The sequence below is a fragment of the Citromicrobium bathyomarinum genome, from assembly GCF_038594485.1.
In the GTDB taxonomy this organism is placed as follows: domain Bacteria; phylum Pseudomonadota; class Alphaproteobacteria; order Sphingomonadales; family Sphingomonadaceae; genus Alteriqipengyuania; species Alteriqipengyuania bathyomarina_A.
In genome coordinates this window covers 21,966-39,642 of record NZ_JBCFZG010000006.1, presented here as the reverse complement: position 1 = coordinate 39,642, position 17,677 = coordinate 21,966, and the positions used below count along the sequence as shown (strand labels likewise).

Genomic DNA, 17,677 nt, shown 5'->3' with positions numbered 1-17,677 from the left:
CTCGCTTGGCCGCCGCGTGCGCGTCAGTCGCATCCGGTCAGCCCGCCGTCGATCGTGATTTGCGCGCCCGTCATATACGCGCTTGCACGGCTGGCGGCGTAGACGACGGTTCCTGCGATATCCGCGGGCTGACCGAGGCGGCGCAGGGGAACGTGGCCCGAGGGATCGGTACGCGTGTCCTCACGCAGGTGGGCGGTCATGGAGGTCGCGAAAAAGCCCGGAACGACGACGTTCGCGTTTATGTGGCGCGGCGCGAGATCGCGGGCCATCTGCCGTGTCAGATGATGCAGGGCGGCCTTGCTCGCAGCGTAGCTGTAGGCATTCAAATCAGTGGTCGTTGACCCCGCAATCGAGCCGATATTGACGATCCGCGCAGGATCGTCCGGCGTGCCGCCAGCCTCCAGCTCGGGCAGGAATTCCTGCATCATGCGGAAAGGGGCCTGCACGTTGACCGCCATCACGCCCGGCCATGCCTTGTCGGGAAATTCGTCGATCGGTGCTCCCCAAGTGCGTCCGGCGTTGTTGACGAGGATGTGAAGCGGTCGGCCTGCATTTGCCTGCCGGAACTGCCTGCCAAGCTCGGCGATCCCTTCGGGTGAGCCGGCGTCGCCGGGCAGGGCATGACAATCCGGTCCGAGCTCTGCGGCGGTGGCATCGCACACATCGCGCTTCCGCGAGGTTATGTATACGCTGGCACCTGCGTCGATCAGACCCTCGGCGATCATCCGCCCGAGGCCTTGCGCGCCTCCGGTGACCAGCGCCACCTTGCCTGCGAGCGAAAACAGATCGGTCATGTGGCTTCCTTCAGTCGTTCGCACGCATCCCACCGGTGCGAGGCCTCCTCAAGCGACAGCGTTTGAGCGGGTCTGATGGCGGAGGGCGTGGCGGAGAAACGCGGCGCAGGGGCCGGGTGGACTGTGCCTGTGCCGCGCTGCAGCGTGCCGCGCGCGCCGAGGTGAGCATTATCGGCCGCTTCCGCCCAGTCGAGGACCGGTGTCACGCAGGCGTCGGTTCCCTCGAAAAGGTCGGCCCATTCATCGCGCGGGCGCGCGGCGAAGCGCGCGGCAAACGTCTCCGCCATCGACGGCCACACGGCACGGTCCATCTGTGGCCAGGCCGATGGGTCGAGATCCAGCCCGTCGAGCAGCAGACGGTAGAATTTTGGTTCGAGTGCGCCGACCGCGACGAACTTGCCATCTGCACAGCGATAGGTGCGATAGAAGGGTACGCCACCATCGAGCAGGTTGCTCTCCCGTTCATCGCGCCACGCGCCGCTCGCGCGGAAGGCATGGAACAGCGCGCTGAGGCACGAAACGCCATCGACCATCGCGGCGTCGACAACCTGACCCCGGCCAGTCTCGCGCGCCGACATGACGGCGGCGAGGACGCCTGCGACGAGAAACATCGTGCCCCCGCCATAATCGCCGATCAGGTTGAGCGGCACGGGCGGCGGCGCGTCGGCGGGGCCGATCGCGTGCAGGGCGCCGGTCAGCGCGAGATAGTTGAGATCGTGGCCCGCGCGCTGCGCAAGGGGCCCGTCCTGCCCCCATCCGGTCATCCGCCCGTAGACGAGAGCGGGATTGACCGCGAGACACGGCTGCGGGCCAAGGCCGAGACGTTCCATCACGCCAGGACGGAAGCCCTCCAGAACCGCATCCGCTCTGGCGATCAGCGAGAGCGCGTTGTCCGCATCGGTAGCAAGGTCGATTTCCACCGCTGCGCGCCCGCGATGGAGCACGGCTCCGCCCACATCGTCCCAGGATTCGCTGCCCGTTCGGGGCCGTGTGATCCGGACGATGTCGGCCCCCATATCGGCGAGAATCATCGCCGCGAGTGGCACGGGGCCGATCGCATCGAATTCCACGATACGCAGCCCGTCCAGCGGACCATGCTTCAGGCCGGGGGTGCTCAAAAGCTTGCCTCGGCAGTAACAGCGCCTGTGCAAAAACGACCAATGGGTCGATAATAATTTGGCAGCATCGACCTCTCCGTCGTACGCAGCTTGCTTCGGCTGCAGTCCCAATCCGGCGCTCTATCGTGCGCGCCGCTGATGCCCCTTGACCTAATCGGCGCCTGCTGGCAGGTCAAGTTTTCCAAACGATAAGTAGAAAAAATCGAACGAGAGGGAGGCCCGCTTGGCCGACGCGTTGATCTACGACCATGTACGAACACCCCGGGGGCGTGGGCGCCCGGACGGATCGCTCCGCGAAATTACCGCCGTCGAACTGGCGGCAACGCCGCTCAGGGCGCTGGCGGAACGCAATGGGCTGGACACGGCCCGGATCGATGATGTGGTCTACGGTTGCGCGCAGCCTGTGGGCGAGCAGGGCGGCAATATCGGACGCGCTGCCGTGCTCACGGCAGACTGGGCGGAAGCGGTCGCGGGGCAGCAGGTCCACCGGTTTTGTGCGTCCGCGCTCGAAGCAGTGAATAATGCCGCGGCCCAGGTCATGACCGGGGCGGCAAATGCAGCGGTCGGCGGCGGGGTGGAGAGCATGTCGCGCACCTATATTGGTGCCGATACCGGCGCATGGTCGGCCGATCCGTGGTGCAGCTATCACAACTATTTCGCGCCGCAGGGGATCGGCGCCGATCTGATCGCGACGCTGGATGGTTTTTCGCGCGAAGACGTCGATGCCTACGCCGCGGAAAGCCAGCGCCGGGCGTCAGCCGCGCAGCAGGCGGGCTGGTTCGACAAGTCGATCGCGCCGGTCACCGATGTCATCGGGCAGACCGTGCTGGCCCGCGACGAGTATCTGCGGCCCGAGACCACGACCGAATCGCTCGCCAAGCTGAAGCCTGCCTTCACCGGGCTGGGCGAGGTGTTCGATCCGGTTGCGATCCAGCGTTATCCGCAAGTTGCGGAGATTAATCACGTCCACACCGGCGGCAACTCCTCCGGGATTGTCGATGGTGCGGCGGCGGTCCTCGTCGGCAATGCCGAGTTCGGCAAGGATGCGGGGCTGCGACCGCGCGCACGCATTCGCGCCTTCGCCAATATCGGCTCCGAACCCACCATCATGCTGACCGCGCCCGCCGATGTTTCGCGCAAGCTGCTCGACCGGGCGGGCATGACGCCCGACGATATCGACCTGTTCGAGATCAACGAGGCATTCGCGAGCGTGGTGCTGCGTTTCATGCGCTATCTCGATCTCGACCCGGAGCGGGTGAACGTGGCTGGCGGCGCGATTGCTCTCGGCCATCCGCTGGGTGCGACCGGTGCCATGATCCTGGGCACCGTGCTCGACGAGCTCGAGCGGCGCGATCTCAACACCGCGCTGGTTACGCTGTGCGCCGGAAACGGCCTCGGCACTGCGACCATCATCGAACGGGTCTGAACGTCATGGCAAAATATCTGCGCACCGATGCCGAAAACGGCATTCTCACCATCACGCTCGACGATCCAGATGCGTCGGTAAACACTGTCTCGCCCGACTGGGTGACCGAGATGACGCAGACCATCGAGGCCGCGCGGGACGACGAGGCGATCACCGGCATCATCATCGCGTCGGCCAAGTCCGGCTTCATGGCGGGAGCGGACCTGAAATTCATCCTTGGCGAAATGCAGGGCATGAGTGCGCAGGATGCGTTCGCGTTCAGCCAGCGCGCCACCGCGATGCACCGCGCGCTCGAGACTTGCGGCAAGCCCGTGGTCGCCGCGATGTGCGGCTTTGCGCTGGGCGGGGGCTACGAGTTGGCGCTCGCCTGCACGCACCGCATTCTCGCCGACGACGCAGCTGCGGTTGTCGGCCTTCCCGAAGTCAATGTCGGGCTGTTGCCCGGCTCGGGCGGTACGCAGCGGCTCGTTCGCATGATCGGCGTCGACAAGGCGATGGAGGCGCTGCTCGAAGGGCGCAGCTATACCCCTGCGACGGCGCTGGAAATGGGTATGGTCGATCAGGTCGTTGCGACCGACAAGGTGATCGATGCGGCCCGCCAATGGCTGGCAACCGAACCGGACCCGACGCGCCCGTGGGATGTGAAGGGCTTTGCAATCCAGCAGTCGAACGGCCTACTGAAGCAGTCGACCGCTGGCATCTTCACGATGGTCACAGCCAAACTGCGCAGCAAGTACGGCGACAATTATCCCGCACCGATCTCGATCCTGGCGTGCATTTTCGAAGGGATGCAGGTTCCGTTCGACAAGGGGCTGCTTGTCGAAAGCCGCCACTTCGCGCACCTGATGACCGATCCGGTCGCGCGCAACATCATCCGAACCACGTTCGTAAACAAGGGGCTGGCGCAGAAGGGCGCCCGGCGACCCGATGGCTTCGAACGGCGAAAAGTCGGCAAGGTTGGCATTCTCGGCGCGGGCATGATGGGGGCAGGCATCGCCTATTCGGCCGCACTCGCCGGGATCGAGGCGGTTCTGCTCGACACCGACCAGGCCACCGCCGACCGGGGCAAGGACTGGTCGCGCAAAGTGATCGACAAGCTCGTGGCGCGCGGAAAGACGAGCGAAGAGAAGGGCGCGGTTCTGCTCGATCGCATTCATCCCACAACCGATTATCAGCAGCTAGGTGGCTGCGATCTGGTGATCGAGGCTGTGTTCGAGGATACGGCGATCAAGGCCGACGTCACCGGCAAGGCGGAGGCCGCGATGCCGGCCGATGCGGTGTTTGCGTCGAACACCTCGACCCTCCCGATCTCGGACCTTGCCAAGGCTTTCTCCCGCCCCGGCGACTTCATCGGACTGCACTTCTTTTCGCCGGTCGACCGGATGGCGCTGGTCGAAATCATCATGGGGCAGGAAACGAAACCGGAAACGCTGGCCCGGGCGATCGATTTCGTGGCGCAGATCCGCAAGGTCCCGATCGTGGTGAACGATAGCCGTGGCTTCTACACCAGCCGCGTGTTCCAGACCTTCATCCACGAAGGGATGGAACTCCTGCGCGAGGGCGTGGCGCCCGAACTGATCGAAAATGCAGCGAAACAGGCTGGAATGCCGGTCGGACCGCTGGCGGTGATCGACGAGACCTCGATCGAATTGCCGCTCAAGATTGTCCGTCAGGCGGAAGCCGAAGACCCATCCTATCGCAGGCCGACCTCGGCGGATGTGATGGAGCGGATGGTGGATGGCCTTGGTCGTCCTGGCCGCAAGGGTGGCGCTGGCTTCTACGATTATCCCGAAGGCGGGAAGAAGCATTTATGGCCCGGCCTGGCCGAGGAATTCCCCGTGGCCGAGAGCCAGCCCGATGTTGAAGAGGTCAAGCGGCGCCTCCTCTATGTCCAGTCGCTGGAAACGGTCCGCTGCCTGGAAGAAGGCGTGCTGACGCATCCCGCTGACGGCGATCTGGGTGCGGTGCTGGGGTGGGGCTTCCCGACTTGGACCGGCGGAACCGTCTCGCTGATCGAGACCGTTGGGCTCGAAACCTTCGTCGAAGAATGCGACCGGCTGGCGGAGGCTTACGGAGACCGGTTCCTGCCACCCGAAGGATTGCGCGCTAGGGCGAGTGTCGGCGAGGGGTTCGACTGGTCGTGAAACGCCTGATTTTCGAACCCGAGCACGAGCAGTTTCGCGAGACGGTGCGCCACTTCATGCAGACCGAGGTGGCGCCGCATGGCGAGCGGTTCCGCGAGCAGGGCATGGTCGACCGGGAAATCTACGCGAAGGCGGGGGAAGCCGGGCTGCTGTGCACCTGGGCCGATGAGCAATATGGCGGTGCGGGGATCGACGATTTCCGTTTCGAACAGGTCATCATCGAGGAAAACACCACGCACGGCGACAGCGGGTTCTACATCAACCTGCACAACGATCTCGTCGCGCCATACATCGCGAAGCTCGGCACCGACGAGCAGAAGCAGCGTTTCATGCCGGGCATTGTCGATGGCACCTGCATTCTCGCCGTCGCGATGACCGAACCTTCGACCGGCAGCGATCTGGCTGGAATGCGCACCGCTGCGCGTCCCGATGGCGATGGCTGGGTGCTCAACGGGTCGAAGACCTATATCTCCAACGGCATCCTGTCCGACCTCGTCGTAGTCGCGGCGCGCACCGATCCCGAAAAGCCGCATGGCATAAGCCTGTTTCTGGTCGAGCGCGGAATGGACGGTTTCGAGCGCGGGCGCAGGCTCGAAAAGATGGGCCTGAAGAGTCAGGATACCGCCGAGCTGTTCTTCAACGACGTGCACATTCCCCGCGCTAATTTGCTGGGCGAGGAACATCAGGGTTTTCGCTACCTGACGCGATTCCTGGCACAGGAACGCCTTGTCGGTTCGATCGGCTTCCTCGCGAATGCGCAGCACGCGTTCGATGTGACGCTAGGCTACGTCAAGGAACGGCGCGCCTTCGGGAAGCCGATCGGTGCGTTCCAGAATACCCGTTTCCAGATGGCGCAGATGCGCGCCGAGCTCGACATGGTGCAGACCTTTGTCGACCAGTGCGTGATGCTGCTCAACGCCGGCGAATTGACCGCAGAGGATGCGTCTTCCGCCAAGCTCCTGACCAGCGAGATCGAGGGTCGCGTAACGGACGCCTGCCTCCAGCTGCACGGCGGTGCGGGGTATATGGACGAATACCCGATCAGCCGCATGTACACCGACGCGCGGATCAGCCGGATTTATGCCGGTACGTCGGAAATCATGCGGGAAATCATCGGTCGCAGCCTTGGGCTGGACGAACGCAAAATGAGCTGACGGGCCCCCCTGCTGCCCGCGCAGCACCGACCTGTTACCAACCAAGAGGATATTCGACTATGCGCGCCTTGTTCCTGCAGGATACCGAAACCGCTCCCTCGATTGAGAATGTGGAAGATCCCGCTGCGGGTGCTGGTGAAGCAATCGTTTCGATCCGCGCAGCAGGGCTGAATCATCGCGAACTGTGGATCGGCAAGGGCCAGTATCCGGGCATGACGCTGCCCGCCACGCTTGGCGCAGACGGTGCGGGCGTGGTCGAGGCGGTCGGCAACGATGGCGACAAGTCGCTCGCAGGCCGGGAGGTGGTGCTCTATCCGGGGCTCGGCTGGGGTGACGACTTGCGCTTCCCGGCCGCCGATTTCGGCCTTCTCGGCATGCCGGGGCCGGGGACCATTGCGGAGAGCATTGCCGTTCCCGCCGCCAATCTGTTTCCCAAACCTGCCCACCTCGATTTTGTACAGGCCGCCGCGCTCCCGCTGGCCGGGCTGACCGCCTGGCGCGGCCTGACCACCAAGGCAGGTTTGCGCGAAGGTGAGACTGTGCTGATCACGGGGATCGGCGGCGGCGTCGCGATGCAGGCGCTCGACTTTGCCGTGGCGATGGGCGCGCGGGTGTGGGTGACCAGCAGCTCGCAGGAAACGATCGATCTGGCGGTGGAGCGTGGGGCGCAAGGCGGCGCGGTCTACACAGAAGACGGCTGGGCCAAGGCGCTGGGCAGGGCGGCAGGCCCGATCGACGTGGTATTCGACGGTGCCCCTGCGGGCGGGTTTCCAGCCTATGTGCGCACGCTGGCGATGGGTGCGCGGGTAGTGGTCTATGGCTCGACCGCCGGGCCCGTCTTCAAGGCAAGCGCACCCGATATCTTCCTGCGCAACCTCTCGATCATCGGCACCAATGTCGGCAATCCGAAAGAGTTCGGCGAGATGCTGGACTTCGTTGCGGAGCACCAGCTCGTCCCGCTGGTCGACCGCAGCTTCAAGTTCGAGGAGGCGGCCGACGCACTTCGCTACCTTGAGCAGGGGCACGAGGCGGGCAAGGTGACCGTCACCATCGCCTGACCGGCACAGCGAGCGCTTCAGCCAGCGCTCTGGCGCAAGTTCATCCGGTTACGGATCACGCGACCGTGGGCAATCCTGCCCTGATCGACATGGAGAATTCCGGCAACATGGAGTTCCCCACGCGCTCCGGCCTCGCCAGCAGGAAAATCGGCTGCGATGATCCCCTCGATCGTAGCATGGAAGGCGACCCTGTGCCCGACCGAGAACAGATCGTGGATCGCAATTGAATGCTGATCGATTACCCGCATTCTTTCATGACCCGGCAGCCATTCGTCGTCGCACAGTACCGCATGGTCCGTCCCGATACCGCCTGCCTCCAGCCATTCGCGCGCGGATTGTTCGGCTGCTGCATCGGGTGGATAACCCTGGCCGGTAAAGGGGGCGGTGGCGGGATGGTCGACCGCATCAGCGCGCCCAGCGTCGATCTGCCGTTTGCGTGACCAGTAATCCTGCTCGACGCTGCAATGGGTCAGTCGCGCACCGTCCCAGCGATACATCGATATGCCACCCCACGCACACGGAACACCCGACTTCGCGTGCCGACCATGCTCGGTAAACCGCATCATCAGGCGGTCTCCGCAAGTGGCGATTTCGTGGACGGTCAGCAGAAGCCCGGGATACTGCTTCATCTGCCGGGCGGTCGCATCCCAATAGGCGCCGTCGCGTCCGACGACTTCGTATTCGCCCATCTGCAGGACGTAATCCTCGATCATCAGGTCGCCGGTGACAGACTGATCGCCGACATTCACATAGTCGATGCAATAGCGCTTCATCAGGGCGAGAAAGGCGGATGCGGAGGCCATGGCGAAGCTATCCTTCGTACAAGCGTGATGGGCAGGGGCGGTCAGATCAGCGTGTCCAGCGCCGCCTTGTCGAATGCGCGCAATTCGGCGAGCCGGCCTTCGCGAACCTTGCGGACCCAGGCCGGATCGGCGAGCAGCGCGCGGCCAACGGCGACGAGGTCGAATTCACCATTCGCCACACGCTCGGCCAGTGGGGCGAGATCGGCAGAAACACCTGCCTGCTCGCCAATGTCGGTGACAGACATCGCGCCAGCGAGCCCGACGCTCCCGACGGTGATCGTCGGCTTTCCGGTCAGCTGCTTTATCCAGCCGGCGAAGTTCATCGCCGACCCTTCGAATTCGGTGTCCCAATAGCGCCGCTGCGAGCAGTGGAAGATATCGATCCCGGCGGCCGCCAGCGGTGCAAAGATCCGCTCCAACTGCTCCGGCGTCTCTGCCAGACGGGCATCGTAGTCCTGCTGCTTCCACTGCGAGATGCGCAGGATGATCGGGAAATCAGGCCCGACTTCGGCACGCACGGCCTCGACCAGTTCGACGGCGAAGCGGACGCGTTGCTCCGCGTCTCCTCCGTAGTCTTCGGCCTGGCGGCGGTTGAGCGCACTCCACAGGAACTGGTCGAGAAGATAACCATGCGCGCCGTGGATTTCGATCGCGTCGAATCCGATGTCGGCTGCGGCCTGCGCAGCGCGTGCGAAACTGTCTATGATCGCGCGAATCCCGCGCTGTTCCAGCGGCGGCATGACCGATTTTCCGCCGGGCTTGTAGATGCCCGAGGGGCTCGCGCTCGGTAAATCGGGGTTGGGAAAGTCGCCCTGCCGCGGATCGCGCATGATCCCGACATGCCATAATTGCGGGGCGATCTTTCCTCCGGCTTCGTGGACCTCATCGACCACGCGCCTCCAGCCGTCGAGTGCCGGGCCGTGGAAGGCCGGGACGCGCACTGAGTAGGAGGAGGCGGGGTGATCGACCGTCGTTCCTTCGGTGACGATCAGGCCCACGCCGTTCTCCGCCCGGCGCCGATAATATGCTGCGACATCGGCCCCCGGAATTTGCCCCGGCGACATCCAGCGTGTCATCGGCGCCATCACGAAGCGGTTGGGGAGCCTCAGACCTCCGCCCTCGAAGGGGGCGAAAAGCGGTGCTAGAGCCCCGGTGTCGCGCTGGCCGACAGCGGAGCTGCCATGTGTGCCTTCCAAAGTTGAGCGGTGGTCCGAAGCGGTCGGCATCGGTCAGAACGACCGCGGCAGCCCGAGGTTCTCCGCGATCACGTTGCGCGCCATCTCGTTCGTGATCGGGCCGATCCGCCACAACCGGCTGTCGCGCCAGTATCGCTGCATGTCGGTCTCGGCGGAGTAGCCCATGCCACCCAGGATCTGGATGCCGAGGTCGGCGCACTTGTTGGCCTGTTCGGAGGCGACGATCTTCAACGCGGTCGACTCGATCAGCGATTCCCTGCCGTTCGAGATTTTCCAGGCGCAGTCGGTCAGCATGCATTCGACCTGGTACTGCGCCATCTTGATATCGGCGATCATGTGCTGGATGGCCTGGAACTGGCCGATCACCTTGTTGAAGGCCTTGCGCTGCTGGGCATATTCGAGCGCGTCTTCGAGCACGCCGTCGATGATGCCGAGGCAGAAAGCGCTCACCATCATGCGCTCGTTGTTCAGAGTGGGCAGCAGCATACGCCACGCGCGATCGGTTTCGCCCATCACCAGATCGTCGGGCACGAAAACGTCTTCCAGATGGACCGCGCAGCTACCCATGGAACGCATACCGAGCTTGGCGAGCTTGGTGATCTTGACCCCATCCGACTTGGTCGGGACCCAGAACAGGGTCAGGCCCTGGTAGCTCCTTTCCACGTCCTTGTCGGTGCGTGCCAGCAGCAGCAGGTAATCTGCTACGTGAGCAGACGAACTCCAGATCTTCTCACCGTTGATGATCCAGCCGCCATCGCCGCGGGTGGCCGTCGTGCGCATAGACCCGAGCAGGTCGGTCCCGCCGCCAGGCTCGGTAAAGGCAATCGCCGCGCGAAGGTTACCCGCCGCGATTTCGGGCAGGAAGCGCCGCTTCTGTTCTTCCGACCCGTACAGGCCGATCGACTTCACACCCGCAAAGGACGTAATTCCCCAGATCCATGCAAGCCCGCCCAAGGTCCGCGCCAGCGCGCGGGCGAGGATCATCTGCATCATCACGTCGCCGCCGATGCCGCCATATTCCTCATCGATACCAAGTCCGTGGAACCCAGCTTCGCGCAGCTTTTCCCACAATTCGAAGGGGTACTCGTCTTCCTTCTGCTCAAGCTCGCGCGCCCAGTCCTTGGGAAGCTCGGCCTGAACGAAGCTTTCTACCATGTCACGGAAGGCGCGATGCTCTTCGGGCAGGTCGAGGTCCATGCTGGAAGAGGACGCGAAGCTCGCACCGGACTGATGGTCGTTCATATTGAAGTTACCTCGAACGCTGATTGGAATTGCGGCGGAATCGACCACCATTGTTAAAGACATCCAAGCGGGTGGATGATCGCTTTGCGGCTGTATCCTCGTACCCCCAGAGCTTCTTATCGTGCGGAGAAATTATCAGCCGTGAATAAATTCTACCGTTCGTTAGGTTCTAATGCTAGACCGGTGACAAGACGTCAAGCCCGCGAAAATGCATATCCGATCTCGGATCGGTCAGATTGGTCGTTTAGCGGGGACATGAATTGGTTCGCTCACGATTTGCCGCCGATGCGGCCTCGCTGGCAGCAGTTGAGCTGTGCGCAGGTAATGCCTCCGGACGGCCGGGAGGCTAGCGGTGCAGCACGACTGGATTGGCTCGCTGTTCGTGCACGGCACAACGGGCGCGGTCGATGCGATGTGCGATGCCGAAACGCTGGATTTCGTTCGTCGTACTGGCGAGCGGGCCTGACAGTAACAGAGTCGGCGGAGCGTTGCGAAAGATAGCCGGGAGCTCGCCCATAGCCGAGGGTAGCGCTCGTAGCCCTTAGCGAGCGCGCATAAGGGTGCCGCTCCATAGATCGGTCAGCGAAGAAGCAGGTATCGCTCGGCCTCGGAATGCGACCATTCCTCTCCGCCATTCCGGCTGGTCTACGAGGCTCCGCCGGATAGCGCGATTTTCAGGTCGCCGAGCCAAGGTTCGTAGTTCTTCCACGCATTCTGACCACTGCGATTGAGCGGCCGCCGCACCTGCTCGCTGCTTGCGGTTCGCACCGCGCGCTCTGTCTTGTGGAAGGTGAGGCACTGTTCCTCGAACGGTACCCCTACGAAATCGAGCATCCGCCGCGTCTCGCCCTCCAGATCGTCGAGCACGTCCTCGTGCTGCACGCGCAGCACCTTGCCCGGCAATACCGCGTCCCAATGCGCCATCAATTCCACGTAATCGCTGTAATAGCGCCCGATTTCGGTCAGGCCGTAGGTGAACTCCTGCCCCTCGGCGAAAAGCTGCTTGAAGCCGGAAAAGCAGCAATCCATCGGCGCGCGGCGCGCATCGATGATCTTCGCATTGGGCAGGATCAGATGGATCAGGCCGACATGGCGGAAATTGTTCGGCATCTTGTCGATGAAGAACGGCGCACCCTGCCGGTGGATGCGGGTGTCCTCGATATATTCCTTTCCGAGTTGCCGCAGCTGCTCGCCCGTCAGCTCGTGCAGCACTTGCGGATAGCGCGGCGCGCCTGCCCTGCGCCCGCGCAGCCGGTGCGCGAACGCAAGGATATTGGGCAGCTCCAGCGTTCCGTCGATCCGCGAATGACTGGCGAGGATCTGTTCGAGCAGGGTCGAGCCCGCGCGTGGCAGGCCGAGGATGAAGATCGGGTCGGGCGCGCCATACCCTTCGCCGGCATGGCGCTCGAACAGCGAAGCTTCGCACGTCTCGCGCTGGCGGGCCAGTTCCGCGCTCATCGCGTCGGCACTGTAGCGCGTCTGTGCGCGCTTCAGATCGTTGCCTTCGCGATAGGCGGCGAAGCTGTCAGCGTAGTTTTCGCGATCCTCCAGCGCCTTGCCCAGCGCGAAGGACAGATAGACGCGATCGGCAAAGGCGAGATCGTGGCGCCCGGCGTGTCCGCGTAGCGCGGCGATCTCTTCTTCGGAAAAACGATAGGTCTTGAGATTGGCCAGAGCGTACCATGCATCGCCATGGTCGGGGCGGGCGGCAATGGCGGCACGGTAGCTGGCGATCGCATCGTCCTGCGCGCCGGTGGTCTTGAGCGCGTGGCCGCGGCTGGTCAGCGTCGCGGGGTCGCGCGGAAGTTTTTCCAGCACCGCATCGAACAGCGTGAAGGCGCGGTCGTAATCGCCCGTCTGCATACTCTCGATCGCGAGGTGCGACTGGAATAGGGGGTTGTCGGGCTCACGCTCGTGCAGTGCCTCAGCTTCCGTCCGCGCGCGTTCGAACTTCTGCCGCCGCCGCAGAATTTCGATGTAGTCGAGCCGCAATTGCACATTGTCCGGATCGAAAGCGACCGCACTTTCGAGCAGGAATTCGGCATCGTCGAGCACGCCGAAGCGCTTGCCGATCTCGGCCAGCAGGCGCATCCCCTCGACGTCCTTCGGATGTCGCCGCAGGTAATGACGGCAGAACTCCTCCGCCCGAAGCAGCCGACCTTCGTGAAGGTGGTGCATCACTGCGACAAGCTCGCGCGGGAGAGCCTCGATGCGGTCCGCTTGCGCGCGTGCCGCCGCCGCCTCGCTGGGTGCCCCGCGCTCGCCCTGCAGCGCCTCCTGCGCGCGCCAACTCGCGGTCAGCGCCGGGTTGTAGCGCGTCGCGCGGTCGAATGCGGAGAGGGCTTCGGCGGGTTTGCCTTCGGCGCGGGCGAGATGCCCGGTCTCCTGCCAGGCGCGGCCGTATTCGGGCATCGCCGCGTGAAGCCGATCGAGAAATCTGCGGGCCTCGTCGTGCCGCTGAAGATAGCGACAGGCGACTGCAGCGAGATACAGCGCTTCCCCATCGGCGGGATCGGACGCCAGCATCCGCTCTGCCAGGGCAAGTCCGCCTGCGAAATCGCCCGCCTGCAGTGCCGCCTTGGCCGCCTTTATGCCGTCATCCTCGCTCACCATGGGCCCTGCCTACAACGCAAGACGGCGGAGGCAAGCCCGCCATGGGCCAGCCCCCGCCACCATCTTTTGCACGTGCGTTTCGATCAATAATCGAAGGAAACGCGCATCCCGACCGTGAGCGGCCGGCTGATGTTGATCCGCGGGCGATCGTAGTAGAAATCGCCCGAGATCTGCGCGCGTTCATCGAATAGGTTCTTGCCGTAGACCTCGAAGCTCCACTGGTCGTGGCTCACCCCTGCCGACAGGTCGACCATTGTGTATTCGTCGAGCCGCAGGCTGTTGATGTTGACGATATCGGTGTTCTTGGCCGCCGAATAGGTGACCTGCGGCATGACGAAGGCGGTCAGCGTATCGCCGAGATCCCATTCGTAACGGGCGCGCAGATTGCCCTGGAATGACGGAGCGTAGGCGAGGTCGGATCCCACGACGACATCGTTGGTCGGGGTGAGCACTTCGGTGATCTCTGTATCAAGGATCGAGAAAGCACCTGCCAGCGTCAGGCCGGGCACAGAATAAGGTGCGAAGGTGAAATCGCCTTCGACCCCCCTGATCTCCGCATTTGCCGCATTGTCCGAGAAGAACAGGTTGGTGATGCTGGGATCGAAGATCGTCGTCTGCAGATTGCTGATGTCGACATAGAACGCGCTGACGTTCAGCCGCACCTGACGGTCGAGGAATTCGGTCTTCGCACCGATCTCGTAGTTCTGCACCTCGTCGGTTGCGAGCTCGAACGGTACGATGAAGCCATTGGGGCCCGACGCACCGCCGGGACGGTTGAGCAGGCCGGGCCGGAAACCTTCCGAATAGGTGGCGTAAAACAGCAGGTCGTCGGCCGGGGTGAAGTTGATCGTCCCCTTGAAGATCACGCCGCTGGTCTTCGCCTTATCGGGCGCGCGGATCGCATTGTAGACCTGCGCCGCGTTCGTCTGAGCCTTTGCGATGTTGGCTGCAATCGTCGCTGGGTCAGTCACACCATCGTTGTACGCTGCGGCGATCGCCTGGGCGATTTCCGTCTGGCTTTGGCCCCTGCTGAAGGTCTGCCGGGCGGCAGTGTTGCACGAACCGATGAAGGTGTACTGCCCGTCGCCATCGTAGAGGTCCGAGATGTTGGTGCCAAAGGCATTCTGGTCCTCTGCGGCGCCGGCATTGCAGAATGCGCTGTTCGCAGTGCCTTCCAGGTCGACCGAGACGTCGTAGTAGCGCAGGCCTCCGGTGACCGAGAGCAGGTCGGGCACGACATCGAAGCTCGCCTGTCCGAACAGGCCGAACTGCTCGTCCGTGCGCTTTACGTCGTTGCGGAAAATGGCCGAGGCGGGAAGGGGGCCGGGATCGGACTGGTAGGCATCCGGGAACGGATAATTCGGCGCGAAGCCGCCGAACGGCGCCGCGGCGATGTTGCCCGGATAGTTGTAGTCGTTGCGCTCCTTCAGGATCGTCTTGGCGTAGAATGCGCCCGCGGTGACGCGGAAGCGGTTCTGCTCGGGCGTGCTTAGGCGCAGTTCCTGCGAGAATTTGGTAAGGTCGCTGTCGGACGTGACGTAGTTGTTCGATGCCTGGCAGGTGCCGCTCGGATCGTTGCCTTCGCCGGGGTAGCTGACCGACCCGTCGCAGATGTAGTAGGGAAGATACTGGCCGGCGAACAGGTAATCCGAATAGTCGACCTTCTGTTCGGTCTCGCGGTCGGTGTAGGCACCGTTGTAGACCAGGTCGAGCATGCCGAGCCGCCCTTCGACCGACCAGGCTGTGTTCGAGAAATTGTCTTCCAGCCGCTCGTCCTGATAGCGCTGGATCGAGGGATCATCGAGGTCGAGTGTCGGATCGGCATAGAAGACGCCGTCGCTGTCGAGCGACTGCCGACTGTGCGAGGCGTCGATCTGCCAGTCCAGACCCAGTTCGTAACGGCCGCTGATGCGGAAACCCGAATATTGGGCATCGTTAAAATCGTCCTCGACCAGGCCGGAGTTGTCGGCCGCGAGGAAGTTTACGTTCAACAGGTCGTCTTCCGACTGGAAACCCGCGCGGTCGGCCGAGACGGGTACGCCGTTGTAGCGGACGGTGCCTTCGGGCCGGAAGCGCGCGCTCTGGCTGGCGTCGAGCGTGCCCGGCACGTTGTCGATATAGCCGCCCTGATGGTCGAGATAGACGACACCGCGCAGGGCGAGATTGTCGGTCACCGGCACGTTCAGCATGGCTTCCGCCTTGTAGCTGGACTCGCCGTTCTTGGTGAACGAAGTCCCGGCGGTGAAGCCGGCGTCGAACCGACCAAGCTGCGGCTTGTTGGTGATCAGGCGCACGACGCCGGCCTGCGAGCTGGCGCCGAACAGCGTGCCTTGCGGCCCCGAAAGCACTTCGATCCGTTCCAGATCGGCGGCGTATACATCGAGATTGCGACCAGGCTGCGAGAGCGGCTGCTCATCGAGATAGAGCGAGACGTTCGGGGCGAGCCCCGCAACGCCCGCAGTCGTCAGGTTGGGAGTGGTCGATGCGAGCCCCCGGATATAGATCGTGCTCTGGCCCGGTCCGCCGCCGCCGCCCGAAGTGACGCTCGGCAACTGCTCCAGGTAGTCGTCGAAGGTGTTGATGTTGAGCTGCTGCAGTTCCTCTTCGCCGATCGCCTGGACCGAGATCGGCACATCCTGCAGATCTTCGCTGACGCGCTGTGCGGTGACGACGATCGTGTTGACGCCGCCCTTGCGTTGTTCCTTCCCCGCCTGCTGCTGGTCGGGTGCTGGAGACGCGTCCTGCGCGATGGCCGGTGTGGAGGTCATGGCTATGACCAACGCGCCGAGCGACGCGCCGCCTACTAGAGTCTTCATGAGGTTGCCCCTTGGTTGCGAGCTGTGATCGACGATCAAAACGGGCGGCAGAAGCGCCCGGAGAAATGCGGATGGATCGGTTGCATAAGAACCGTTCGCGCATCGCCGGGTAGCAAGGGGTAAATGCAAACTACAGGGAACCGGGCCAAAAATACCGAAATGAGATAAATGCGTTGCAAAATGACAACACGAATCCAATTCAAGCTTTTACGCCCGCGTCATTGTCTGAACTGTTATTTTAAGGCCAAGCCACTTCTGCGTAATTTGTCGGTTCAAGAAAGCGAGCTCGCAGGCGTTAAACGCAGGAAAATGGTCACCTAAGCGGCGACAAGACGCGGAGCGCCCGGGGCCCCCGGCTGACGATCAAGACCGCCAGCCGCGAGTTTACCGGGATGGGCGCATCACGCGTCGCAGCGCTTCCGCGCCGTCGCGAGATTGCAATCCAGAACGACAAACCGGTCCAGTCAGAGCGCGGCGCGCCGTCCGATACGCGGTATCAAAAGCGGTAGCTGACGCCTGCGCTCAGCACCCAGGGGTCGAGATCGTGTTCGGTCTCGATCGCGAGGGTATTGCCCGCGTACCATCGGGCAGTGGTGCCGACGAAGTACTTCTTCGCATCGAGCGTGAGGCCGAAACCCTTGTCGTTCAGCGGTACGTCCATGCCTGCCTGCAGCACGAAGCCGAATTCGTCCGACAGGTCGGTGTCGGTCACGCCAAGCGGAACCGTCGCGGCACCCGGATCGACATCGACCCACAGGAAATAGGTCACACCTGCGCCGACATAGGGCTTCGCCCCGCCCAGATCGAAATGCGCCTTGCCGGTAATGGTCGCCGGGATGAGCTTTGCGTCCGCCACCAGCTCCGCGCCGGGCAGGCCAGCCACGGCGTCGACATCGTGTTCGGTCATGCAGCAGATGGTTTCGACCGAAAAACTGTCGCTGAGGAAATACTCGATCGCCAGGGTGGGTACGACATTGTCGTTCGCTTCGGTTTGCGTCCCGACGGGCAGACCGACCGTATCGACATTGACGGCCGTGATCTTGCCATCGGGCAAAACGGCAGTGCCGAGCAGCTTGACCTGCACGTTGCCCAGATCATCCTGGGCCGCCGCAGGGGTGGCCATCACGGCGGTTCCAACAAGCATTGCGGCAAACAGACGCTTCATCTCTTCGATCCTTCTAGCATTCGATGTGCGCCACCCCGATTGAGGGCGGCGAGGAACGAGATGGCGGAGCGGCAGCGCATCTGCATTGACGCCGATCAAAAATGAAGACCGCTAAAATTGTTCGTCAAATTTGATCCAGCGCAAAGAC

12 protein-coding genes are annotated in these 17,677 nt (G+C 63.4%); 4 read left to right on the top strand and 8 right to left on the bottom strand.

Annotation, left to right across the window (positions count from 1 at the left end; translation table 11 throughout):
• Positions 1-23: 23 nt before the first annotated feature.
• Both AAG591_RS11390 and AAG591_RS11385 read right to left on the bottom strand, forming a co-directional pair.
• Complete coding sequence (locus tag AAG591_RS11390; RefSeq protein ID WP_342531430.1) at positions 24-794, bottom strand: SDR family oxidoreductase; 771 nt, start codon at positions 792-794, stop codon at positions 24-26.
• The gene (locus AAG591_RS11385) at positions 791-1,912 is read right to left on the bottom strand and encodes a CaiB/BaiF CoA transferase family protein (protein WP_342531429.1); all 1,122 of its coding nucleotides are present in this window, start codon (positions 1,910-1,912) and stop codon (positions 791-793) included. Before AAG591_RS11385 ends, AAG591_RS11390 begins: the two co-directional genes overlap by 4 nt.
• A gap of 223 nt (positions 1,913-2,135) precedes the next feature.
• Here AAG591_RS11385 and AAG591_RS11380 point away from each other — a divergent pair, with 223 nt between their 5' ends.
• The 4 genes from AAG591_RS11380 to AAG591_RS11365 are packed head-to-tail and all read left to right on the top strand — an operon-like array spanning position 2,136 to position 7,694.
• A complete protein-coding gene (locus AAG591_RS11380) occupies positions 2,136-3,338 on the top strand; it encodes an acetyl-CoA C-acetyltransferase (protein WP_342531428.1) in 1,203 nt (400 codons plus the stop codon).
• A gap of 5 nt (positions 3,339-3,343) precedes the next feature.
• Entirely contained in the window at positions 3,344-5,482 is a 2,139-nt protein-coding gene (locus AAG591_RS11375) for a 3-hydroxyacyl-CoA dehydrogenase NAD-binding domain-containing protein (protein ID WP_342531427.1), read from the top strand.
• Positions 5,479-6,636 carry an acyl-CoA dehydrogenase family protein gene (locus AAG591_RS11370; protein WP_342531426.1) on the top strand — a complete coding sequence of 386 codons (1,158 nt, stop codon included), beginning with the start codon at positions 5,479-5,481 and terminating at the stop codon, positions 6,634-6,636. The genes AAG591_RS11375 and AAG591_RS11370 overlap by 4 nt, the downstream gene beginning before the upstream one ends.
• A 59-nt stretch (positions 6,637-6,695) precedes the next feature.
• Positions 6,696-7,694 (top strand): zinc-binding dehydrogenase, encoded by a 999-nt coding sequence (locus tag AAG591_RS11365; RefSeq protein WP_342531425.1) that lies wholly within the window; start codon positions 6,696-6,698, stop codon positions 7,692-7,694.
• A gap of 17 nt (positions 7,695-7,711) precedes the next feature.
• Here AAG591_RS11365 and AAG591_RS11360 read toward each other — a convergent pair whose 3' ends face one another.
• The 6 genes from AAG591_RS11360 to AAG591_RS11335 all read right to left on the bottom strand — a co-directional run bounded on the left by AAG591_RS11360 (position 7,712) and on the right by AAG591_RS11335 (position 17,529).
• Positions 7,712-8,497, bottom strand: coding sequence for a nuclear transport factor 2 family protein (locus AAG591_RS11360; protein WP_342531424.1), 786 nt, complete (start codon positions 8,495-8,497; stop codon positions 7,712-7,714).
• Positions 8,498-8,538: 41 nt separating this feature from the next.
• Complete coding sequence (locus AAG591_RS11355; protein ID WP_342531661.1) at positions 8,539-9,693, bottom strand: NADH:flavin oxidoreductase; 1,155 nt, start codon at positions 9,691-9,693, stop codon at positions 8,539-8,541.
• A 33-nt stretch (positions 9,694-9,726) separates the two neighbouring features.
• The gene (locus tag AAG591_RS11350) at positions 9,727-10,935 is read right to left on the bottom strand and encodes an acyl-CoA dehydrogenase family protein (RefSeq protein ID WP_342531423.1); all 1,209 of its coding nucleotides are present in this window, start codon (positions 10,933-10,935) and stop codon (positions 9,727-9,729) included.
• A gap of 645 nt (positions 10,936-11,580) precedes the next feature.
• Positions 11,581-13,548, bottom strand: coding sequence for a tetratricopeptide repeat-containing sulfotransferase family protein (locus AAG591_RS11345; RefSeq protein ID WP_342531422.1), 1,968 nt, complete (start codon positions 13,546-13,548; stop codon positions 11,581-11,583).
• Between the two features lie 83 nt (positions 13,549-13,631).
• Positions 13,632-16,364, bottom strand: a complete 2,733-nt coding sequence (locus tag AAG591_RS11340) for a TonB-dependent receptor (protein WP_342531420.1) — start codon at positions 16,362-16,364, stop codon at positions 13,632-13,634.
• A gap of 496 nt (positions 16,365-16,860) precedes the next feature.
• The gene (locus AAG591_RS11335; RefSeq protein ID WP_342531419.1) at positions 16,861-17,529 is read right to left on the bottom strand and encodes an OmpW/AlkL family protein; all 669 of its coding nucleotides are present in this window, start codon (positions 17,527-17,529) and stop codon (positions 16,861-16,863) included.
• Between the last annotated feature and the right edge of the window lie 148 nt (positions 17,530-17,677).